Consider the following 20,294-nt stretch of genomic DNA (forward strand, 5'->3'; position numbering starts at 1 on the left):
GTGATCAGTGCTGTCGTTCACAAACTGACGCATCTGATTTACGGTGTCATCCGTACTGGCAAGCCTTTCGACCCCAAATACTTATCGAAAAAGCTTGCCATTCAAGACGGTATCTGACACCGGGTTTGAAACCGGAGTTTGACACCCGGGTTTGACACGGCGAAAAAAAAGCCGCCCGCAGGCGGCTTCGTGGGCGGTGGGGGTTAGTCGGCCGCGTAGATGTTGTTGTCCTTGGTTTCGCCGACGAACAGCGCGCCGATCACCAACGTGGTCAGCGCGATGATGATCGGGTACCACAGGCCGTAGTAGATGTCGCCCTTGAACGCCACCAGCGCGAACGAGATCGTCGGCAGCAGCCCGCCAAACCAGCCATTGCCGATGTGGTACGGCAGCGACATCGACGTGTAGCGGATGCGGGTCGGGAACATTTCCACCAGCATCGCGGCGATCGGGCCGTATACCATCGTCACGTACAGCACCAGGATGAACAGGATCAGCACCATCATCGGTTTGTTGATCTGCGCGTCGTCCGCCTTGGCCGGGTAGCCGGCCGCTTTCACGGCGGCGCCCACTTCTTTCTTCAGCGCGGCGTCGGCGTCTTTCGAGGCCTTGTCGAAGCTCAGGCCATCCGGCGTCAGCACGGCGTTGAAGCCGGTGATTTCCTTGTCGCCCACCTTGATCTTGGCCACGCTGCCGGCCGGCGCGTCCTGCTTGGTGTAGTTCACCGAGGCGTTCGACAGGATGCTGGTGGCAATGTCGCACGACGAGGTGAATTTCTTCTGGCCCGTCAGGTTGAACTGGAAGTTGCACGATGCCGGGTCGGCGTACACCACCACCGGCGAGTTCTTCAGTGCCGCTTCCAGCTGCGGGTTGCCGTAGTGGGTCAGCGCGCCGAACAGCGGGAAGTAGGTCGCGGCGGCGATCAGGCAGCCGCCCAGGATGATCCATTTGCGGCCGATCTTGTCCGACAGCATGCCGAAGAAGATGAAGAACGGCGTCGCCAGCAACAGCGACAGCGCGGTCATGATGTTGGCGGTGGCACCGTCGATTTTCAGCACCTGGGTCATGAAGAACAGTGCGTAGAACTGGCCGGTGTACCATACCACCGCCTGGCCCATCGTCAGGCCGATCAGCGCCAGGATCACCACTTTCAGGTTGCGCCATTGGCCGAAAGCTTCGCTCAGCGGCGCTTTCGAGGTTTTCCCCTCGGCCTTCATTTTGGCGAAGGCTGGCGATTCATTCATCGACATGCGGATCCATACCGACACGCCCAGCAGCAGCACCGATACCAGGAACGGCACGCGCCAGCCCCAGGCGTTGAAGGCTTCCTCGCCGACGGCGGTGCGGGTGCCCAGGATCACCAGCAGCGACAGGAACAGGCCCATGGTCGCGGTGGTCTGTATCCAGGCGGTGAACGAGCCGCGCTTGCCTGCCGGCGCGTGTTCAGCCACGTAGGTGGCCGCGCCGCCATACTCGCCGCCCAGCGCCAGCCCTTGCATGATGCGCAGGGTGACCAGGATGATCGGCGCCGCGATGCCGATCGCCGCGTGCCCCGGCAGCAGGCCGACAATGAAGGTGGAGGCGCCCATGATCAGGATGGTCACCAGGAAGGTGTACTTGCGGCCGACCATGTCGCCCAGCCGTCCAAAGACGATGGCGCCGAACGGCCGCACGATGAAGCCCGCGGCGAACGCCAGCAGCGCAAAAATGAAGGTGGTGGTCGGTTCGCCGATGAAGAACTGCTTGGCGATGATCGGCGCCAGCGCGCCGTACAGATAAAAGTCGTACCACTCGAATACGGTGCCGAGCGAGGACGCGAAAATCACCTTGCGCTCTTCGGCCGTGATCGGCGCGGTTTGCTTGGGTAGGTTGCGGTTGTCCGCAGTACCGCTATTTGCCATGATGTGTCTCCTGTTGGATTTTTTAGGCTGTTCTTTCCCCGGCTGAGATAGTTAATACTTCGTCAGCTTGATTCGAGTTTGGGCGCCTAACCTTACGCGATGCTTTCACGAAACTTACGCGAAACTTACAAAAAGGTTTGCGAACGACCGTACTAAAACTATGCTATTCTGGTTCGCACAACACCATTACTATAGGAGACTCTCATGATCGATGCCGTCATTGTTTCGACCGCCCGTACCGGCCTGGCCAAGTCGTGGAAAGGCGCGTTCAACATGACGCACGGCGCCACGCTCGGTGGCCATGTGCTGGAGGCCGCCATCCGGCGCGCGCATCTGGACCCGGGCGAGGTCGAGGATGTGCTGGTCGGCTGCGCCAATCCCGAAGGCGCGACCGGCGGCAATATCGCGCGCCAGATCGCCCTCCGTGCCGGTTGCCCGGTGACCACGGCCGGCATGACCATCAATCGTTTCTGCTCGTCCGGCCTGCAGACCATCGCCCTCGCCGCCCAGCGTATCATCGCCGGCGAGGGCGACATTTATGCCGCCGGCGGCGTGGAGTCGATTTCCTGCGTGCAGCAGGAGATGAATCTGCACATGTACAAGGAAGTCTGGCTGTCGCAGCACAAGCCGGAAATCTATTGGCCGATGTTGCAGACCGCCGAAACCGTCGCCAAGCGCTACAACATCAGCCGCGCCCGTCAGGATGAGTACGGCGTGCAGAGCCAGCAGCGCGCCGCCGCGGCACAAGCCGCCGGCTTGTTCGACGCCGAGATCGTGCCGATGACCACGGTAATGGGCGTGGCCGACAAGGCCTCCGGCCAGTTGCTGTCGCGCGAGGTGACCATTGCCGCCGATGAGGGCATCCGCGCCGATACGACCTATGAGGCGGTTTCCCAGATCCGCACCGCGCTGCCGGGCGGCGTGATCAGCGCCGGCAACGCCAGCCAGTTCTCCGACGGTGGCGCGATGGCCATCGTCATGAACGCGCAAACCGCCGCCGCCAAAGGCTTGCAGCCGCTGGGTGTGTTCCGCGGTTTCGCCGTCGCCGGTTGCGAGCCTGATGAGATGGGCATCGGCCCGGTGTTCGCCGTGCCCAAGCTGCTGAATAAGGCCGGCCTGAAGGTCGAGGATATCGGTTTGTGGGAACTGAACGAAGCCTTCGCGGTGCAGGTGCTGTACTGCGCCGATCAGCTGGGCATTCCGATGGACCGCCTCAACGTCAACGGTGGCGCCATCGCGGTCGGCCATCCCTACGGCGTGTCGGGCGCGCGCCTGGTCGGCCACGCGCTGATCGAGGGCAAGCGGCGCGGCGTCAAATATGTGGTGGTCACCATGTGCATCGGTGGCGGCCAGGGCGCGGCCGGTCTGTTTGAAGTGGTGTGAGCATGGCTTCGACCATTCTATCGCGCCGCGATCTGGCTTTCATGCTGTTCGAATGGCTGGACGCGGAGGCCTTGACGCGTCGCGCCCGCTTTGAGGACCACAACCGCGAAACCTTTGACGCGGCGCTCGATACCGCCGAACGGCTCGCCACCGATCTGTTCGCCACGCATAACAAAAAGGCGGACGCCAATGAGCCGCACGTGGTCGATGGCAAAGTAAAGCTAATCCCTGAGGTGAAGGTGGCGCTCGATGCGTTCTCGGCGGCTGGCCTGATGGCGGCCGGCCAGGACTACGAGCGCGGCGGCATGCAGTTGCCGATGGTGGTCGACAAGGCGCTGGCGGCGTACTTTACCGCCGCCAACGTCAGCACCGCGTCCTACACCTTCCTGACGATGAGCAACGCCAACACCTTGCTCAAGTGCGCGTCGCCGCAGCAGATCGCGACTTACGTCGATCCGATGTTGGCAGGCCGCTTCTTCGGCACCATGTGTCTGTCCGAGCCGCAGGCCGGCTCCAGCCTGTCCGACATCGCCACCCGCGCGCTGCCGGACGGTGACGGCCAGTACCGCCTGACCGGCAACAAGATGTGGATTTCCGCTGGCGACCACGAGCTGGCCGACAACATCATTCATCTGGTGCTGGCCAAGATTCCCGGCGAAGATGGCAAGCTGATTCCGGGCGTGAAAGGGATCTCGCTGTTCATCGTGCCGAAGTATCTGGTCAACGCTGACGGCAGCCTCGGCGCGCGCAATGACATCGAACTGGCCGGTCTGAACCACAAGATGGGCAACCGCGGCACCACCAACTGCCTGCTCAACTTCGGCGAGCGCGGCGGCGCCATAGGCTATCTGGTCGGCAAGCCGCACCACGGCCTGGCCAATATGTTCCATATGATGAACGAGGCACGCATCGCTGTCGGCCTCAACGCGGCGGTGCAGGGTTACACCGGCTATCTGCACGCGCTGGAATACGCGCGCAACCGGCCGCAAGGGCGCCATCCGGCCAACAAGGATGTGGCGCAACCGCAAATCCCGATCATCCAGCATACCGACGTCAAGCGCATGCTGCTGGCGCAGAAGGCATATGTCGAAGGCGCGCTCGGCCTGGTGTTGTACAGTGCCCGTCTGGTCGACGAGCAGAACACCGCCGAAACGGCGGAAGCCCGCGAACATGCGGCCCGGGTGCTGGATTTCCTGACGCCGATCACCAAGTCCTGGCCATCCCAATGGTGCGTTGAGGCCAACAGCCTGGCGATTCAGGTCCACGGCGGTTATGGCTATACCCGCGAATACAATGTCGAACAGTTTTACCGCGACAATCGCCTGAACGCGATCCACGAAGGCACACACGGCATCCATGGCCTGGACCTGCTGGGACGCAAGGTCACCTTGCACGACGGCGCCTTGTTCCGTGCCTTCGGCACCGAGCTGCGCAAGACGGTGCGCAAGGTGCGCGGCAGTGTTGGCGCGCCGGACACGGTTACTCCCGATCTGGCCGCCATCAGTGCCGGGTTGCGGTCGCACGCGGACGCGCTGGAACAGGCTTGGCAAACCGTGGAAGAAGTGACCCAAAAGCTGTATGCTGTCGGCGATTTGAACCAGACGTTGGCCAACGCCAGCCTGTATCTGGAGGCGGTCGGCCATGTGGTGGTCGCATGGATCTGGCTGCAGCAGGCTTTGCTGGCGGCATCGGCGCTGACCGGCGGCGACACGGATTTTTATCGCGGCAAGCTACAGGCCTGTCTGTATTTCTTCCAGTGGGAGTTGCCGAAAGTGGGGCCGCAGCTGGAATTGTTGGCCGCCATAGATACCACCACGCTCGATATGCGGGATGCGTGGTTTTAGTCAGTGCAAAGGAGACAAAACGATGCGTACTACCCAAGAACTTTTTTCACTGGCCGGCAAGACCGCGCTCGTCACCGGCGGCTCGCGTGGCCTGGGTCTGCAAATGGCGCTGGCGCTGGGCGAGCAGGGCGCCAAGGTGGTGATCTCGGCGCGCAAGCAAGCCGAACTCGATGAAGCCGTCACCTTCCTGACCCAGCGCGGCATCAGCGCGCACGCGGTCGCCGCCGACCTGTCGCAGGACGCGCAGGCCGAGGCCCTGGTCACCGCCGCCATCGGCCATCTTGGCCATATCGACATCCTGATCAACAACGCCGGCGCCAGCTGGGGCGCGCCGGCCGAAGACCATCCGCTGGAAGCCTGGGACAAGGTGATGGACCTGAACATCCGCAGCATCTTCGTGGTGTCGCAACTGGTCGGCAAGCGCTCGATGATCCCGCGCCAGTCCGGCCGCATCATCAACATCGCCTCGATCGCCGGCTTGGCCGGCAACCCTCCCGGCACCATGCAAACCATCGCCTACAACACCTCGAAAGGCGCGCTGGTCAATTTTACCCGCACGCTGGCCGGCGAATGGGGCCGCCACGGCATCACGGTCAACGCGCTGGCGCCGGGCTTCTTCCCGTCCAAAATGACCAAGGGCCTGCTGTCGGCCATGGGCGACCAGCTGATCGGCCACGCTCCGCTGAACCGCCTCGGCGATGATGAAGATCTGAAAGGCGCGGCCGTGCTGTTCGCCTCCGATGCCGGCAAACACATCACCGGCCAGATCCTGGCGGTGGACGGCGGCGTGTCGGCGGTATGACGATTCCGGCAACCTACCAGCGCATCGTGCTGGCCGCGCGGCCGCGCGGTGCCGTCGCGCCGGAGAACTTCCGGCTGGAGACGGTGCCGGTGCCCGAGTTGGCGGACGGCGAGGTGTTGATCCGCAACCATTACCTGTCGCTGGACCCGTACATGCGCGGCCGCATGAGCAAAGCCGCCAGCTATGCCGCCTCGCAGGCGCTGGACGAGACCATGATCGGCGGCACCGTCGGCCAGGTTGTCGCCTCGCGCAACCCGCTGTTCCGGGTTGGCGATCACGTTGGCGGCATGCTGGGCTGGGCCGAGATGGGCGTGTCGGACGGCGCGCTGTTGCGCAAGCTCGACATCTCGCACATTCCCTTGTCGGCCTACCTCGGCGCGGTGGGCATGCCGGGCATGGCGGCATGGTATGGCCTGAACCAGATCATGGCACCGGCCGCCGGCGAAACCGTGGTGGTTTCTGCCGCCAGCGGCGCGGTCGGCAGCGTGGTCGGCCAACTGGCGCGCTTGCGCGGCTGTCGCGTGGTCGGCATCGCCGGCGGGCCGGAGAAATGCGACTACGTGGTCAAGCAACTGGGCTTCGACGCCTGCGTCGACTACAAGGCAGGCAATCTGGAGGCCGACCTGGCCGCCGCCACGCCGGACGGCGTTGACGCCATCTTCGAAAACGTCGGCGGCGACTGTCTGGATGCAGCGCTGGCGCGTACCAACGCCTTCGCCCGCGTCGCGCTGTGCGGGCTGATCGCCGGTTACAACGGCGCCGAGATGCCGATCAAAAATGCGCGCCTGCTGTTGATCAACCGCCTGAGCTTGCGCGGATTCATCATCACCGAACACATGGAATACTGGCAGCAGGGCCTGCAGGAATTGGCCGCGCTGGTCGCCGACCGGCGCATCACCTACCGGGAAACCGTGGCGGACGGCCTGGCCGCCGCGCCGCAAGCTTTCATGGGCCTGCTGCACGGGCATAACTTTGGCAAACAACTGGTGAAGCTCATATGAAAACATTCCGCGACAGAGTGGTGGTGATCACGGGTGCAGCAAGCGGCTTGGGCCGTCAATTCGCCGAGGTGGCCGCGCGCGAGGGCATGCACTTGGTGCTGGCCGACGTTCAGGCCGATGCGCTGGAGCGCGCCGCCGGCGAGCTGCGCGGGCAGGGCGCCAGCGTCATCGCGCAGTTGTGCGATGTGCGCAAGGGCGAGCAGGTGCAGGCGCTGGCCGATGCGGCGGTGGCCGCGTTTGGCGCCGTGCATCTGGTGTTCAACAACGCCGGCGTCGGGGCGGCCGGTTTGATCTGGGAAAACACCGAGGCGGATTGGGAATGGGTGATGGGCGTCAACGTCTGGGGCGTGATCCATGGCGTGCGCATTTTCACCCGGCTGATGCTGGACGCGGCCGCGAAGGACCCGTCCTTCGAAGGGCACATCGTCAACACCGCCTCGATGGCCGGCTTGCTGAATGCGCCGGCGATGGGCGTCTACAACGTCGCCAAGCATGCGGTGGTGTCGCTGTCGGAAACGCTGTACCACGACCTGCAACTGGTCGGCGCGCCGATCGGCGCCTCGGTGTTGTGCCCGTACTTTGTGCCGACCGGCATCAGCCAGTCGCACCGCAACCGTCCGGACGACGTGCGCATGACGGTCGGCCCCACCGCCAGCCAGCTCGCCGCCCAGTTCATGACCGACAAGGCGGTCGCCAGCGGCAAGGTGTCGGCGGCGCAGGTGGCGGATATCACGTTCCGCGCCATCGCCGAGGGCCGGTTCTACATCTACTCGCATCCGGAGGCGCTGGCCGGCGTGCGCGACAATCTGGAAAGCGTGGTCGCCGGCGTCAACCCGCCCGACCCGTATGCCGCAACGCCGCAAATCCGCGCACTGTTGCAGGCCAAAATCAACGGTGCTTCCACGTCGAAGGGTTGACGTGCGACAATCGTATTTTGGTCAGAAGGAAATTATGATGAGCACGTACAACATCAAACTGGGAGACTGGGGCACACTGAACGCCGACGCCAAGGCTATCCGTACCGAAGTCTTTGTCGAAGAGCAGGGCGTTCCCGCCGAACTGGAGATGGACAGTCTGGACATCGTTTGTCTCCATGCCGTGGCCTATGACGCCGACGGCATCCCGGTCGGCACCGGCCGTCTCTTGCCGGACGGCCATATCGGCCGCATGGCGGTACGCAAGATCGCGCGCGGCAGCGGCGTCGGCGGGGCATTGCTGCAAGCGCTGATGCAACAGGCCAAGGTGCGCGGCGACCACCATGTGGCGCTGAGCGCGCAGACGCACGCGGCGCCGTTCTACACGCGCCACGGTTTTGCCATCGAAGGGGAAGAGTTTTACGAGGCGGGCATCGCCCACATCAATATGCAGCGTAACTTCTAAACGCCGGATCAGGCCTCGCTGTCGATCAGCAGGCCTTTGGTGGTCAGATTGCGGCCGATTTCCAGCGATTGCTCGGACGGGAATTGGCGCAGAATCTTTTTCGTTTCAGTATCAATCACCTTAATGACGGACACGCCGCTGTCGTCATCGATGCTGAAATGCACTTCACTATTGCTCTCAAGGAAACGGTTGATCGCGTCAACCGACTTTTTTAACTCAGTTTTACTCGGCACGCGGACCACGGGCGCCTCGTTCGCGGCGACAATAGATTGAGCGGTGTCCGTCCCCGCATTTTTTCCAGAGGCGGGCACGGCCACCGCCGCCGCCGTGGCGGCGGTGGCGGGTAATACGGCGAAACCGTAAATATTGCTCGTGTCCATGATGATTGTTGTCCTTCCTGTAAGTGAGGCATGTCGTTTGGTGGATTGCCCCGCTACTGGTGATAACGGCAGGCCTCAGAAAAAATTGAGTCAAATGGCAAAGAAAATGCACGAAAATTTCGCTGCCCCGCTGATCGGGGTGGCGCCGCTGATGCGTCGCGCTTTGGCAGGCGAAGATCTGTCAACAATCGGTCAGACCTTGCTGGAACGCGCACAGACTTACCCGAACGACGCGCACGCCTATATGGATTTCTCCACCGTGCTGCAACTGACCGGCAACCGCGAGGACGCGTTGGCGGTGCAGGCGGAGGCCATCATGCTGAAGCCGCATTACACCATCGCCGCCCACCGCGCGCCGGGCCTGACCTTGCTGGTGCTGATGGGCCCAGGCGATCTGATGGCCAATACGCCCGTTGAATTCCTGGTCGAAAACAGCGATGTGACGCTGGAACTGCTCTACCTGTGCCCCGACGAGGACTTTCCCGATGAAGTGCCGGATCACGATGTGATGCTGGTGGCCGTGGCCGAGTCGGAAGCCAATCAGGCGCTGCTGCGGCGGCTGGTGGCGTACACCAGCGACTGGCCGCGTCCGGTCATCAACCGGCCGGAGCAGATCCGCAAGCTGTCGCGTGACAGCGTCAGCGCGGCGCTGCGTGGCGTGCCGGGCGTGATGATGCCAATAACGATCCGCAGCGGACTGGGCGCTCTGAACGCGGTGGCGTCCGGCGCGCGGCCGCTCGATGCCCTGCTGCCGGAGGGCCGCTTCCCGATTATCGTCCGGCCGCTGGGCTCGCATTCCGGCATGCATCTGCAAAAGCTCAACACGCCGGCGGCGCTGGGCAAGTATCTGAAAGAAATGGACGGGCCGTACTTCTATGTATCGCGCTTTGTCGATTACCGCAGCACGGACCGGCTATTCCGTCAGTATCGCGTGGTGCTGATTGACGGCCAGCCTTTCATTTGCCACTACGCCATCTCCAAGGGCTGGATGATGCACCAGCCGGACGGCGGCACGAACGGCAGCGTGGAAAAACGGGCTGAAGAGGAAGCCGTCATGGCCCGCTTTGACCGGGATTTCGCCCAGCGCCACAAGGCGGCGCTACAAGCGATTGACCAGCGCATGGGCCTGCCGTATCTGGGCATCGACTGCGCCGAGATGCCGAATGGCGAGCTGCTGATCTTTGAGGTCGACAACGCCATGATCGTCCACGCGATGGACCCGGAGGAGATGTTCCCGTACAAAATCCCAGCGATGCAGAAGGTATTCAAGGCCTTTCGCGATTTACTGGAAAGGTCGAAGAGCGCCGGCCATGCATGCTTTAGTGAATCAGCATCTCATGCAGCGTGGCCGGTGCATGCGCGTAGAGCTTGACCACGGTGGAGGTGCGGGTGCCGTAGTTCTGGCTTTCGATGCGCACGGCGGACAGCATGCGCTCCAGGTCCCGCGGCACGCCGGTTTCGGGCAGCCGCAGGTCGGGCGCGGGGGTGGTGTCGGACAGCATTTCGAAGAAGGCCTCGTCCGGCGCGCCCAGGCACAGCAGGCTGGCGAACTGTGCTTTCGTCTTGACCACTTTCGGCCACGGCGCATCCAGCAGGGCGTTCGATAATCCGTAGACGCCCGGTGCCAGTGGCTTGCCGTTGCGCGGGTCGTTGTCGCCTTTGTTGGAGTACCAGATCAGCGTGTCGCGGTCGCCCAGCACCAGGTTGAAGCCGTTGTACTGGTCGGCGCTGGCGCGGATCGACGCCACATAGTCTTGCGGCGTCATGTCGCCGGCGAGGTAGTCGGCCACCAGCTGACCGCGCGACGGTGCGCTGTCCTTCTGTTCGGATGGCGCGCGAATATTGGTGATGGCGGCGAAGCGCGACGGTCCGCGGTTTTCATCCGGCCTGGTGATGCCCATCCAGCTGCCGCCGGCCTGCAAGTCGCGGCCGGCGTAGATCTGCGGATGCTCGGGCCACGGCGCGGCCGGCGCGGTGGCGCGCTGGTAGAACTCGTCGCGGTTGGCGGCGGCGATCAGCGGCACCGCCGGCACCACCTGCCACGCAAAAACAATCAGGCACATGGGATGACATCCATAAAGGCTTCGGTGTGGCGCAGGCCGGTGGTGAACTGGTCCACGTCAGCCTCGGCCACGGCCTGCTGCAACGCCGCCGCGAAACCTTCCGGCGTGGCGGCGTACACTTCCATCCACGTCTGCAAGCCTTCGCTGGTCTCGGGGCGCCGCTTGAGTTGGCACGCCACGCCGTGGCGCTGCGCCAGCGATGTCTGCATGGTGACGACTGCAGCTAGCAGGGATGCCGCATCGGCCTGTTTGACCTTGTAGTAGATATACAAATCCATGCTAGAGATCGAGCGGTTCCAGCGCATAAGGCATGTCGAGGAAGGCCAGCGCCGTGCCTTGCGCCGAGCCCAGCCGCACCGAGCCGGCCTCGATGGCGGCCAGCTTCATCTCGACCAACGCATCGACGCCGCCGTTGCCGTTGGGGGCGGCATTGACGATCATGCCGCACGGCTGCTCGGGATCGGCGGTGGCAAACACTTCCTGGCCGGCCGCCGCCGTCGCGTCGGGAATGCTGACCAGTGTGGTACGACGCTTGAGTTTGCCCAGATACTGGCTGCGGGCGACGATTTCCTGGCCCGGGTAGCAGCCTTTCTTGAAGTTGACGCCGCCCAGCAATTCCAGGTTGATCATCTGCGGCACGAACTGTTCCTGCGTGGCCTTGGCGATGGCCGGAATGCCGGCGTGGATTTCCGACAGATTCCACGCGTCGTTGTTGCCGACATTCAGCGTCTCGGCCAAGGTGGCAACCACGTTTTGCGCGGTGTCGGCCGACAGCAGCCACTGGTAGCGCGGCGCGCCGAACACGTCGGCCACGCGGATCAGCGTGCCCAGCGGGTGATCCAGCTTGGCGAATGGCTTGGCGGGCAGGGCGTCGAACCAATTGCGCAGCGCGGCTTCCGCCAAGCCGCCGCCCAAGCCCAACACGACCGCGTTGGCCGGCAGTTCGGTGGCGTCGCTCAATTTGGTTTTGCTGCGCAGCACAAACATCGACAGGCGTTTTTGTACCGCCGCATGAATGTCGCGCCGCAATTGCAGGAAGATGGTCGCTTCGTTGCGCCACATCAGGAACGAGGCCAGCAGGCGGCCTTTCGGCGAGCAGTAGCCGGCCAGGCGCGCTTCGCCCTGGCCCAGATGTTCCACATCATTGGTCAATTGCTTGTGCAGGAAGCTGGCCGACTCCTCGCCGTCGAGGGCGATCAGGCCAAGGTCCGTCATCGGGGCGACAAAGCCGGTGGCCAGTTGCGTGGCGTTCAGCGGCGCGGCACGCTGCGCTAAAAGTTCATTCCATGAAGGCATAATTTTCAATCTTTTGACGGTGAAAGCATTATCATTACGGGCTCATTATAGTGATGTCGCGAAGATCGCGTCAGAAGCCACACAAAACGCGGCACTGGCGGACCCAGTCAAGAACTGGCAAGCTGTGCGACTTGATCCAACAATACGGTTTCATAATGGCTTTTATCAAAAAAATAATAGGACTCGGTGTCGTGCTGGCCGTCGCCGGCGGTGCTTATTTCATGTACTGGTCGCAGAACCCCATCATTCCGGAGACGGCGGAGGCCATCGATTTCACCATCGTGCCCGGCAGCGGCGCCCACGCCGCCGGCCAGCAGATCGCCGAGGCCGGCGTGCCGATTGAACCTTTGCTGTTCAATCTGCTGGCGCGCGTGACCAACAAGAGCTCCCGGCTGAAGGCCGGCTCTTACGAGCTGAAGCCGGGTTCGACGCCGATGCGCCTGATCGAGCAACTGGCCCGCGGCGAGTTCGCGCAGGAGCAGCTGACCATCATCGAGGGCTGGAATTTCCGCCAGATGCGGGCCGCCATCGCCGCCCACAAGGGCCTCAAGCACGACACCGTGGCGCTGTCCGATCAGGAAGTGCTGAAAGCGATCGGCTCCGATTACAAGCAAGCCGAGGGCTTGTTCTTCCCGGACACCTATCTGTTCGCCAAGGGCTCCAGCGATCTGCAAATCTACAAGCAAGCGCATGTGATGATGTTGAGTCGCCTGAACGACGCCTGGGCCAAGCGCGACCCGGCGCTGCCGTACAAGTCGCCGTATGAGGCGCTGACCATGGCCTCCATCGTCGAAAAGGAAACCGGGCAGAAGTCGGAACGCTCGATGATCGCTGGCGTGTTCGTCAACCGCCTGCGGCTGGGCATGCTGCTGCAGACCGACCCGACCGTGATCTACGGCATGGGCCTGAAATACGATGGCAAGATCCGCAAGAAGGATCTGGAAACCGACACCCCGTACAATACCTACACGCGCGCCGGCCTGCCGCCCACGCCGATCGCCTTGCCGGGCGTGCAGTCGCTGACGGCGGCACTGTCGCCGGCCAAGACCGCCGCGCTGTATTTCGTCTCGCGCGGCAATGGCACCAGCCAGTTCTCGGACAACCTGAACGACCACAATCGCGCAGTCAACCAGTATCAACGATAAGAATTTAGTTAAGAAGCAATGAGCAAATTCATCACCTTTGAAGGCATCGATGGCGCCGGCAAGTCCACGCACATCGCCTTCGTCAGCGATTACATAAAGCGGCGCGGCATTGAGCTGGTCAGCTCGCGCGAGCCGGGCGGCACGCCGTTGGGCGAGAAGCTGCGCGAGATCGTGCTGCATGAAAAAATGCACCTGGAGACCGAGGCGCTGCTGGTGTTCGCCAGCCGCCGCGAGCATATCGCGCAGGTGATCGAGCCGGCGCTGGCGCGTGGCGCGTGGGTCATCTCCGACCGGTTTACCGATTCGTCGTTCGCCTACCAGGGCGGCGGTCGTGGTATGAGCCTGGCCAAGCTGGAAATGCTGGAGCAGTGGGTGCATCCCGCACTGCAACCGGATCTGACCTTCCTGTTCGACGTGCCGCTGGAAGTGGCGCGCGCGCGGCTCGACGCCACCCGAGCGCTGGACAAGTTCGAGCAGGAAAAGGCCGATTTCTTTGCCGCCACCCGCGGCGAATACCTGCGCCGCGCGGCCCAGTTCCCGCGGCGTTTCCACGTGATCGACTCGACGCAGAGCATTGCCGAGATCCAGCTGCAGCTTGCCGCGATCCTGGACGCGTTTTTTTGAAATAGAATACTGAACAATGAGTCAATCCATCTACCCGTGGCAGCAAGCGTCGTGGCAGCAGTTGCAAACGCTGCGCCCGCGCATGCCGCACGCCATCCTGTTCCATGGCGCCGCCGGCATAGGCAAGGCCGATTTCATCGAGCGCTTCGCCCAAGGCCTGCTATGCGAGGCGGTGCTGCCGGATGGCCACGCCTGCGGCCAGTGCGCGTCCTGCGGCTGGTTCTCGCAGCACAACCATCCGGATTACCGCCGCCTGCGGCCGGAATCCATGGAGGACGAGCCGATCGACGAAGAGGGGGACGGCGAGGCCAAGAAGGCCGCCAAGTCCAAGACGCCGTCCAAGGAAATCAAGATCGAGCAAATCCGCGCGCTGGCGGACTTCATGAATATTTCCACCCACCGCCAGGGCTTGCGGGTGGTGGTGCTGTATCCGGCCGAGGCGCTGAACAATGCCGCTTCCAACGCGCTGCTGAAGACGCTGGAAGAGCCACCGCCGGGCACCGTTTTCCTGCTGGCCTCCAACAGCCTCGACCGTCTGCTGCCAACCATCCTGTCGCGCTGCCGCAAGTTCAGTTTGCCGATGCCGAGCCACGATGAAGCGCTCGCCTGGCTCAAGGCGCAGGGCGTGGCGGATGCCGACAGCTGGCTGCGCGAGCAGGGTGGCGCGCCGCTGGCGGCAATGCGGCAAGCCGAGGCGGGCAGCCGTGAGGAACTGGAGATCTTGCTGCAACTGCTGGCCCATCCGAGCGTGGAAGGCGCGCTGAAAGTCGCGGACAAATTACAGAAAGTCCCGCTGTCCGGCCCGGTTTCCTGGCTGCAGCGCTGGCTTTATGATGTGTTTTCCTACAAGCTCGCCGGCAACATCCGTTATTATCCTCGTTACCAGAAAGAGCTGGCCAGTCTGGCCGACAAGATCCACGTCAGCCGCCTGCTGGCCGCGATCAAGGGCGCCAACGACCGCCGCGCCACGTCGGACCACCCGCTGTCGCCGAAGCTGTTCCTGGAAGATATGCTGCTTGACTACGCCAACTGCTGCGCCTGAAAGGTAAGCTCATGTCCGCTGCCAGTCCGCTCAACCCGAACCCCGCGCCGCGGCCGACGGTGTTGTCGCTGACCATCAGGGAAAAGGCGGCGCTGTATGCCGCCTACATGCCTTTCCTCAAAAATGGCGGTCTGTTCGTATCGACCCAGAAGCCGTACCAACTCGGGGATGAGATCTATCTGATTCTGGCGCTGATGGACGATCCGCAGAAGTACCAGATCGCCGGCAAGGTCGTGTGGCTGACGCCGCCCGATGCGCACCACAACAAGGCGCAGGGCGTGGGCGTGCACTTCCCGGATGATGACAGCGGCCAGCGCGCCCGCCTGCGCATCGAGGAACTGCTGGGCGCCGCGTTGCGCTCGTCACGCGCCACGCACACGCTGTAGAATTTAGCTGAGGGTGTGGTACAGCCTGATTTGCGGGCTGTCCAGATCGATGGTCGCCGCGCGACCGCCGGCCAGCACCACGTTGAAGGCGCTGTCGTCGCGCTGGCCGCAGCGCGAGCTGGCGAACAGGTTGCTGAAGTCGCCGAATCCTTCATCATGCGGCAAGCCGCCGTCCGCGCCGATTTCCAGTTCTGCGACGCGTGCCGAAAGCCGGGCCACCGTGCGGCGCAGCTCGGCCAGTTCGCGTTCCTTGGCCTGCATCGCCTGTTCGTGCTCCGCGCACAGCGCGCGGAAGCGGCGGTCGGCGTCATCGTGCAGGCGGCCGGCCAGTTGTTCGACCAGCGCGTTGAGACTGCGTTCGGTGTCGTCGCGCTTGATGCCGCCCGGATGGCTCTCGTCCTCCTGCAACTCTTTCAAGTGCTTGTGGATGGTGGACTTGGAACCGGTGCCCAAGTCCTGGCGCACCGCGTCAACCGATGGGTAACGTCCCGCCGCCAGCAGCCGCTCGCGGCTGGCTTTCACTTCTGCTTTGGTTAATCCGGTACGCGCCATGACTTCATCCTATCGGGTTCAGGAGCTGGCTTGACTCACCAGTCCTCGGTTCTGTGCACGGTTGAGTTTAGGGTGCACGATCGGAATCGTCAACATGGTGCTGCCGACGGCCATCAGCAACAAGGCCGTGAACGTCTCGTTGGTGATGATCTGCTTGTCCAGCAGGATGTTGGCGAAGATGATTTCGATCAGCCCCTTCGTTTGCAGCAGCCAGCCGATAATCGACGCCTCGCCGCTCTTCCAGCCCAGCAGCTTGCCGGCGAGATGTGCGCCAACCAGCTTGCCACCCACCGACGCCAGCAGCAGCAGGCCGCCGACGAAGAACACCGCGTAGCCGCCCAGGTCCCACTTGGTGCGCAGGCCGGTACTGAGGAAGAACACCGGCATCAGCACCAGCAGCACGTTCTTGAACAGGGCGTCGAGGTTTTCCTGGCCGAACCATTCGACATCCATCACGACGCCGGCCAGGAAGGCGCCGACCATGAAGTGCAGGCCGGCCCAGTCGGCGGCGAACGCGCAGGCGATCAGCCAGATCAGCGCCACGTACCAGCGGTCGCTTTGCTGCAGGCGGGCCATCAGGCGGCGGAACACGATGGTCAGCACCGCAAAGCCGACCAGGAAACTGGCCTGACGGCCAACGCGTTCCCAATCCAGCAGGATCAGCGCCAGCACGCCCCAGATCGCAACGTCGTCCAGGCTGGCGTAGCGCAAGATGCGCTGCCCCATGGGCTGGCGCAGAATATCCAGCTTTTCCATCAGCAGCACCAGGACCGGCAGCGCGGTGACGGCGCAGGCCATGCCGGTGCCCAGCATGAATTGCCAATTGGCGGCCTTGGCGCCCATCCAGCCGGGGTACTGCATCAGCAGCACGGCGGCGGCGCAGCCGCACACCAGAGGCAGGCCCAGCGACAGGCCGGCGGTGGTGATGCTTTCGCGGCGATATTTCCAGGTCGCCTTCAAATCGAGCTCAATGCCGGCAAGCATAACAAACAGCATGACGCCCCATTGGGCGACGCCGTTGAGGGTTTTCACCACATCGGGATTGAAGACAAATTTGTGATATTCCGGAAAAATCGCACCGACCACGCCAGGGCCGAGCACAATGCCCATGATGATTTGTACGATGGCCAACGGCGCGAAATAGTCCGTCTTGCAGAGACGCCACACCAGAAACGGCGCGACGAAGATCAGCAGCATGGCGAGCAAATAGATTTCGGTGGTGCTCATAAGTCCCCTTTATTTTTATCGTGTTACATAATTACGTAACCGTGCAGCGATACTAAAATGAAAAGAGTAAATTTGAAAGCGATTTCTTGATCTTGGTGGCATCGTTTCCACAGAAACGGTGCCAGGGCGGGATCGGTTACAATCGGGGCATGTATATCGACTCCCATTGCCACATCAATTTCCCGGAGCTGGCCGCGCGCATGCCCGAGATTCTCGCCAAGATGGCCGACAACCGCGTGACCCACGCCTTGTGCGTGTCGGTCGACCTGCCGGATTTCCCGCAGGTGCTGGCGCTGGCGCATCAGTATCCGCACATCTACGCGTCGGTCGGCGTGCATCCGGATTATGAGGACACGCCCGAACCGTCGGTCGAGCAGCTGGTGCAGCTGGCGGACGACCCGAAAATCATCGCCATCGGCGAGACCGGGCTGGATTACTACCGCCTCGAAGGCGATCTGGAATGGCAGCGCGAGCGTTTCCGCACGCACATCAAGGCCTCGCGCATCACCCGCAAGCCGCTGATTATTCATACCCGCAGCGCCAGCGAGGACACCATCCGCATCATGCGGGAAGAGGGCGCCGGCACGGACGCCGGTGGCGTGGCCGGCGTCATGCATTGCTTTACCGAGTCGCTGGAGGTGGCGAAGGCGGCGATCGAGATGGGCTTTTATATCTCGTTCTCCGGTATCGTGACATTCAAGAGCGCCAAGGAGTTGCAGGCGGTGGCGCTGGAACTGCCGCTGGAACGCATCCTCATCGAGACCGATGCGCCTTATCTGGCGCCGGTACCGTACCGCGGCAGGATGAATGAGCCTGGCTTTGTGGCCCATGTGGCGGAGTTTATCGCCAAGCTGAAGGGCGTGTCGGTGGAAGACGTCGCGGCGCAGACCACGGCCAACTTCCGCAAGCTGTTCAGTGTGCCGGCATGATGACGCGCCGGCTGGTCATGTTGGCTCTGGCGGCCGCGGTGGCGCTGCCATCGTGGGCCGCCCAGCAGACCGATGACGAAGTGGACTTCATCCGCGCGGCGCAGCTGGACGGGGTAGACCGGGTGAAGAAAGCCCTGTCGCGCGGCGTCAATCCGAACACGCGCGACTCCAACGGCGAAACCGGCCTGATCATCGCCATGCGCTACGAATCGTTGAAGGTCGCCCGCCTGCTGATGGATACGCCCGGCATCGACCTCGAAGCCAAGGCGCCCAACGGCAACACCGCGCTGATGATGGCGGCCTTCCGCAACAACCGGGCGGCCGTGATGGACTTGCTGAATCACGGCGCGCAGGTTAATCAAAAAGGCTGGACGGCATTACATTACGCCGCCGCGGCCGGCAGCGTCGAGATCACCTCGTTGCTGTTGGAAAAGCACGCCTACATCGACGCCGAAACGCCGACCGGCATGACGCCGCTGATGATCGCCGCCCGCGAGGGCCAGGAAGACGTCGTCGGCCTGCTGCTGGTGGAGGGCGCCGACGCCATGCTGCAAGACCGCGGCTTCCACCTCACCGCCGCCGGCTTCGCCCTCAAGGCCGAAAAGCCCTGGATCGCCAAGAGCATCAACGCCTTCCTGGCGAAAAAACAGTAAGCTTAGCCGTGTTTCGGCTCGCCTTCATGCTTGCCATGGCCGGGCTCATGCTGCGCGTGCCTTTCCTCGTGCCGCGCAGCCTGGGCTGGGTGTGGATGCTCCTGATGCGCCATCATTCTGTCGTGCTGCGGTTGCATATGCGCTGGCGGCATTGATGGGGCTGGCTTAAAGGCGACCGGCTGCGATGGCGCTTGCACCTGCGTGTGCAGACGAGCCTGTTCGCGCGGTTGATCGCGCGGTTGATCGTGTGGCTGATCGCGGAACTGGTCGCGGAACTGGTCGTGTTGCTGCGGATGGAACGCGGGTGCCGGCGCCATGCTGCTGGCCAGACTGCGCTCCACGGCAGGGTGTTCATGCGGTACCGCGGCTGGCTGCACCGCTGACTGCTTGTGCGCAAGCATCGGCCGTTCCTGCCTGAACGACGGCTGGGCTGGCGCGGTCTCGGCATGTCGCATCTGCGGTGCGGCCTGGTGTGGCGGCGCAAACGCACTGGCCGCTAAAGGACGCGCACCGGCCGCCATGTCGCGCGGGGTGAAATGCGGCATGCTCATCATCCTGTTAGCCTGCTGCGCAGGCAAGGGCGCTGCTGCGGGGGCGACATTGATATTGCGGTTGTGATTATCAATGTTGTTGGTCACGCGGTAGTTGTTATTCGTGACGTTCACATTATTGTTCACATTATTAACGCGGTTCACCACCGACACCGATTTGGTGACGTAGGTATTATTGTTGTACACCACCGCCGGCGGGCGCCAGCCCCCGCCATAGCCAGGATGCGGCATTGGGCTGCCCCAATCGACGCCCCAGGCATTCCAGCCCCAGCTTGAATGATGATCCACCATCGCGCCGACCAGCACGCCCACGCCGAAGGAAATGGCGCCGGTGGTCACCAGATCCTGGTGCGTATAGACCGGTTCACGATACACCCAGCCAGGGTAGACGGCGACCGGCGCGCCGTAGACCACGGCCGGGTTGTAGTGCGGCACATAGACCACGTCCGGCTCGGCCGGCTCGATGATGATGGTGGTCTTCGGCGGCATCACGATCCGATGCGGTTCGGGATCGACCACGGTCACCGACATCTCCTGCGGCGGCGCCGCGCGCTCACGCGTCGACACGATCAGATGCTGCGAACTCTTCAGCGTGCCCGCTTGCTGCGCGCGCTGGCGCAGCACCTGAATCGCGTTCATTACGTCGGTGGGGTCGTTGGCGTAGGCTTGGCCGAGCGAGGTGGTCCATTGAATGTTGCCCGCCATCTGGTCGAGAACACTCGGAAAGGCGGTCAGCCCCTTGACGCTGACATCCCAGGGCTGATTGGCCTCGGCGCTTTGCAGCGCGTCGCCTTTCAGCGTTGGATTTTGCGCCAGCCATTGATCTGCCGCGCTGATCTGCGCCGGATACGTGGCGCCGGCCAGCACCTGGCCGAGCAGTTTATCGGGGAACAGCGCGATCGGCGCGACCATCTGCGACAGTTGCTCGGCGGTGGGCGGCGTGTACGGCGCCGGCGATGCGGTCGCCAACGGCGCGCTGCTTTGCTGCTGCGTGTCAGGGGTTTTGTTGCAGCCACTCAGCATGCCAAGCAGCAGGGATGACGAGACCACCATCGTCAGGGTTTTTGCAGGCACTCGCATTATAGGACCTCATCATTGCATCGGACATGAACCTAGATTAGCAGGGGTTCGCTGC

At 63.1% G+C, this 20,294-nt stretch carries 21 protein-coding genes; 13 read left to right on the forward strand and 8 right to left on the reverse strand.

Annotated elements, in window-relative coordinates; genetic code table 11:
• Positions 1 to 203: 203 nt before the first annotated feature.
• On the reverse strand, positions 204 to 1,901 hold the full coding sequence (locus GTP44_RS20150; RefSeq protein WP_202412789.1) for an MFS transporter: 1,698 nt from the start codon (positions 1,899 to 1,901) through the stop codon (positions 204 to 206).
• A gap of 204 nt (positions 1,902 to 2,105) precedes the next feature.
• Here GTP44_RS20150 and GTP44_RS20155 point away from each other — a divergent pair, with 204 nt between their 5' ends.
• The 6 genes from GTP44_RS20155 to GTP44_RS20180 are packed head-to-tail and all read left to right on the forward strand — an operon-like array spanning position 2,106 to position 8,311.
• On the forward strand, positions 2,106 to 3,284 hold the full coding sequence (locus GTP44_RS20155) for an acetyl-CoA C-acyltransferase (RefSeq protein ID WP_161020811.1): 1,179 nt from the start codon (positions 2,106 to 2,108) through the stop codon (positions 3,282 to 3,284).
• Between the two features lie 2 nt (positions 3,285 to 3,286).
• A complete protein-coding gene (locus tag GTP44_RS20160; RefSeq protein ID WP_161020812.1) occupies positions 3,287 to 5,128 on the forward strand; it encodes an acyl-CoA dehydrogenase in 1,842 nt (613 codons plus the stop codon).
• A gap of 22 nt (positions 5,129 to 5,150) precedes the next feature.
• Positions 5,151 to 5,930 carry an SDR family oxidoreductase gene (locus GTP44_RS20165; protein WP_161020813.1) on the forward strand — a complete coding sequence of 260 codons (780 nt, stop codon included), beginning with the start codon at positions 5,151 to 5,153 and terminating at the stop codon, positions 5,928 to 5,930.
• Positions 5,931 to 5,932: 2 nt separating this feature from the next.
• Entirely contained in the window at positions 5,933 to 6,931 is a 999-nt protein-coding gene (locus GTP44_RS20170; protein WP_503826641.1) for an NADP-dependent oxidoreductase, read from the forward strand.
• The gene (locus GTP44_RS20175; RefSeq protein ID WP_161020815.1) at positions 6,928 to 7,848 is read left to right on the forward strand and encodes an SDR family oxidoreductase; all 921 of its coding nucleotides are present in this window, start codon (positions 6,928 to 6,930) and stop codon (positions 7,846 to 7,848) included. The genes GTP44_RS20170 and GTP44_RS20175 overlap by 4 nt, the downstream gene beginning before the upstream one ends.
• A 37-nt stretch (positions 7,849 to 7,885) precedes the next feature.
• Positions 7,886 to 8,311, forward strand: a complete 426-nt coding sequence (locus GTP44_RS20180) for a GNAT family N-acetyltransferase (RefSeq protein ID WP_371867281.1) — start codon at positions 7,886 to 7,888, stop codon at positions 8,309 to 8,311.
• An 8-nt stretch (positions 8,312 to 8,319) separates the two neighbouring features.
• Here the strand turns inward: GTP44_RS20180 and GTP44_RS20185 are convergent, their stop codons facing one another.
• A complete protein-coding gene (locus tag GTP44_RS20185; RefSeq protein WP_160990495.1) occupies positions 8,320 to 8,691 on the reverse strand; it encodes a flagellar protein FlaG in 372 nt (123 codons plus the stop codon).
• 106 nt (positions 8,692 to 8,797) lie between these two features.
• Here GTP44_RS20185 and GTP44_RS20190 point away from each other — a divergent pair, with 106 nt between their 5' ends.
• A complete protein-coding gene (locus GTP44_RS20190) occupies positions 8,798 to 10,063 on the forward strand; it encodes an ATP-grasp domain-containing protein (RefSeq protein ID WP_202424158.1) in 1,266 nt (421 codons plus the stop codon).
• Here GTP44_RS20190 and GTP44_RS20195 read toward each other — a convergent pair.
• From GTP44_RS20195 to ygfZ, 3 genes are read right to left on the reverse strand one after another with little or no spacing between them, the layout of a single operon-like run.
• Positions 10,011 to 10,754 carry an NRDE family protein gene (locus GTP44_RS20195; RefSeq protein ID WP_161020817.1) on the reverse strand — a complete coding sequence of 248 codons (744 nt, stop codon included), beginning with the start codon at positions 10,752 to 10,754 and terminating at the stop codon, positions 10,011 to 10,013. The two genes, GTP44_RS20190 and GTP44_RS20195, sit on opposite strands and share 53 nt — an antisense overlap.
• On the reverse strand, positions 10,745 to 11,032 hold the full coding sequence (locus GTP44_RS20200; protein ID WP_161020818.1) for a DUF4936 family protein: 288 nt from the start codon (positions 11,030 to 11,032) through the stop codon (positions 10,745 to 10,747). Before GTP44_RS20200 ends, GTP44_RS20195 begins: the two co-directional genes overlap by 10 nt.
• Position 11,033: 1 nt before the next feature.
• Entirely contained in the window at positions 11,034 to 12,050 is a 1,017-nt protein-coding gene (ygfZ, locus tag GTP44_RS20205) for a CAF17-like 4Fe-4S cluster assembly/insertion protein YgfZ (RefSeq protein ID WP_161020819.1), read from the reverse strand.
• A gap of 155 nt (positions 12,051 to 12,205) precedes the next feature.
• On the opposite strand from ygfZ, the gene mltG reads away from it, so the two are divergent.
• The 4 genes from mltG to GTP44_RS20225 are packed head-to-tail and all read left to right on the forward strand — an operon-like array spanning position 12,206 to position 15,247.
• Positions 12,206 to 13,195 (forward strand): endolytic transglycosylase MltG, encoded by a 990-nt coding sequence (mltG, locus tag GTP44_RS20210; protein WP_161020820.1) that lies wholly within the window; start codon positions 12,206 to 12,208, stop codon positions 13,193 to 13,195.
• Positions 13,196 to 13,213: 18 nt separating this feature from the next.
• Positions 13,214 to 13,819, forward strand: coding sequence for a dTMP kinase (tmk, locus tag GTP44_RS20215; RefSeq protein ID WP_161020821.1), 606 nt, complete (start codon positions 13,214 to 13,216; stop codon positions 13,817 to 13,819).
• A 16-nt stretch (positions 13,820 to 13,835) separates the two neighbouring features.
• A complete protein-coding gene (locus tag GTP44_RS20220; protein WP_161020822.1) occupies positions 13,836 to 14,861 on the forward strand; it encodes a DNA polymerase III subunit delta' in 1,026 nt (341 codons plus the stop codon).
• A gap of 11 nt (positions 14,862 to 14,872) precedes the next feature.
• Entirely contained in the window at positions 14,873 to 15,247 is a 375-nt protein-coding gene (locus GTP44_RS20225; RefSeq protein ID WP_161020823.1) for a PilZ domain-containing protein, read from the forward strand.
• Between the two features lie 3 nt (positions 15,248 to 15,250).
• On the opposite strand, the gene GTP44_RS20230 is transcribed toward GTP44_RS20225, so the two are convergent.
• Positions 15,251 to 15,799: a DNA-binding protein gene (locus GTP44_RS20230; protein ID WP_161020824.1), complete on the reverse strand. Its 549-nt coding sequence runs from the start codon at positions 15,797 to 15,799 to the stop codon at positions 15,251 to 15,253.
• 18 nt (positions 15,800 to 15,817) lie between these two features.
• Entirely contained in the window at positions 15,818 to 17,026 is a 1,209-nt protein-coding gene (locus tag GTP44_RS20235) for a cation:proton antiporter (RefSeq protein ID WP_161020825.1), read from the reverse strand.
• Between the two features lie 149 nt (positions 17,027 to 17,175).
• Here GTP44_RS20235 and GTP44_RS20240 point away from each other — a divergent pair, with 149 nt between their 5' ends.
• Complete coding sequence (locus tag GTP44_RS20240) at positions 17,176 to 17,955, forward strand: TatD family hydrolase (RefSeq protein ID WP_161020826.1); 780 nt, start codon at positions 17,176 to 17,178, stop codon at positions 17,953 to 17,955.
• Positions 17,952 to 18,608 carry an ankyrin repeat domain-containing protein gene (locus GTP44_RS20245; RefSeq protein ID WP_161020827.1) on the forward strand — a complete coding sequence of 219 codons (657 nt, stop codon included), beginning with the start codon at positions 17,952 to 17,954 and terminating at the stop codon, positions 18,606 to 18,608. Before GTP44_RS20240 ends, GTP44_RS20245 begins: the two co-directional genes overlap by 4 nt.
• A gap of 2 nt (positions 18,609 to 18,610) precedes the next feature.
• Here GTP44_RS20245 and GTP44_RS20250 read toward each other — a convergent pair whose 3' ends face one another.
• Positions 18,611 to 20,239: a DUF3300 domain-containing protein gene (locus tag GTP44_RS20250; protein ID WP_161020828.1), complete on the reverse strand. Its 1,629-nt coding sequence runs from the start codon at positions 20,237 to 20,239 to the stop codon at positions 18,611 to 18,613.
• Positions 20,240 to 20,294: the final 55 nt, after the last annotated feature.

The sequence above is a fragment of the Duganella lactea genome, assembly GCF_009857505.1.
GTDB classification, from domain to species: Bacteria; Pseudomonadota; Gammaproteobacteria; order Burkholderiales; family Burkholderiaceae_D; genus Rugamonas; species Rugamonas lactea.

Excerpts from the sequence above, each read along its gene's own strand:
- GTP44_RS20150 (WP_202412789.1), bottom strand. The coding sequence starts at position 1,901 with ATGGCAAATAGCGGTACTGCGGACAACCGCAACCTACCCAAGCAAACC.
- GTP44_RS20155 (WP_161020811.1), top strand. The coding sequence starts at position 2,106 with ATGATCGATGCCGTCATTGTTTCGACCGCCCGTACCGGCCTGGCCAAG.
- GTP44_RS20160 (WP_161020812.1), top strand. The coding sequence starts at position 3,287 with ATGGCTTCGACCATTCTATCGCGCCGCGATCTGGCTTTCATGCTGTTC.
- GTP44_RS20165 (WP_161020813.1), top strand. The coding sequence starts at position 5,151 with ATGCGTACTACCCAAGAACTTTTTTCACTGGCCGGCAAGACCGCGCTC.
- GTP44_RS20175 (WP_161020815.1), top strand. The coding sequence starts at position 6,928 with ATGAAAACATTCCGCGACAGAGTGGTGGTGATCACGGGTGCAGCAAGC.
- GTP44_RS20180 (WP_371867281.1), top strand. The coding sequence starts at position 7,886 with ATGAGCACGTACAACATCAAACTGGGAGACTGGGGCACACTGAACGCC.
- GTP44_RS20185 (WP_160990495.1), bottom strand. The coding sequence starts at position 8,691 with ATGGACACGAGCAATATTTACGGTTTCGCCGTATTACCCGCCACCGCC.
- GTP44_RS20190 (WP_202424158.1), top strand. The coding sequence starts at position 8,798 with ATGCACGAAAATTTCGCTGCCCCGCTGATCGGGGTGGCGCCGCTGATG.
- GTP44_RS20195 (WP_161020817.1), bottom strand. The coding sequence starts at position 10,754 with ATGTGCCTGATTGTTTTTGCGTGGCAGGTGGTGCCGGCGGTGCCGCTG.
- GTP44_RS20200 (WP_161020818.1), bottom strand. The coding sequence starts at position 11,032 with ATGGATTTGTATATCTACTACAAGGTCAAACAGGCCGATGCGGCATCC.
- ygfZ (WP_161020819.1), bottom strand. The coding sequence starts at position 12,050 with ATGCCTTCATGGAATGAACTTTTAGCGCAGCGTGCCGCGCCGCTGAAC.
- mltG (WP_161020820.1), top strand. The coding sequence starts at position 12,206 with ATGGCTTTTATCAAAAAAATAATAGGACTCGGTGTCGTGCTGGCCGTC.
- tmk (WP_161020821.1), top strand. The coding sequence starts at position 13,214 with ATGAGCAAATTCATCACCTTTGAAGGCATCGATGGCGCCGGCAAGTCC.
- GTP44_RS20220 (WP_161020822.1), top strand. The coding sequence starts at position 13,836 with ATGAGTCAATCCATCTACCCGTGGCAGCAAGCGTCGTGGCAGCAGTTG.
- GTP44_RS20225 (WP_161020823.1), top strand. The coding sequence starts at position 14,873 with ATGTCCGCTGCCAGTCCGCTCAACCCGAACCCCGCGCCGCGGCCGACG.
- GTP44_RS20230 (WP_161020824.1), bottom strand. The coding sequence starts at position 15,799 with ATGGCGCGTACCGGATTAACCAAAGCAGAAGTGAAAGCCAGCCGCGAG.
- GTP44_RS20235 (WP_161020825.1), bottom strand. The coding sequence starts at position 17,026 with ATGAGCACCACCGAAATCTATTTGCTCGCCATGCTGCTGATCTTCGTC.
- GTP44_RS20240 (WP_161020826.1), top strand. The coding sequence starts at position 17,176 with ATGTATATCGACTCCCATTGCCACATCAATTTCCCGGAGCTGGCCGCG.
- GTP44_RS20245 (WP_161020827.1), top strand. The coding sequence starts at position 17,952 with ATGATGACGCGCCGGCTGGTCATGTTGGCTCTGGCGGCCGCGGTGGCG.
- GTP44_RS20250 (WP_161020828.1), bottom strand. The coding sequence starts at position 20,239 with ATGCGAGTGCCTGCAAAAACCCTGACGATGGTGGTCTCGTCATCCCTG.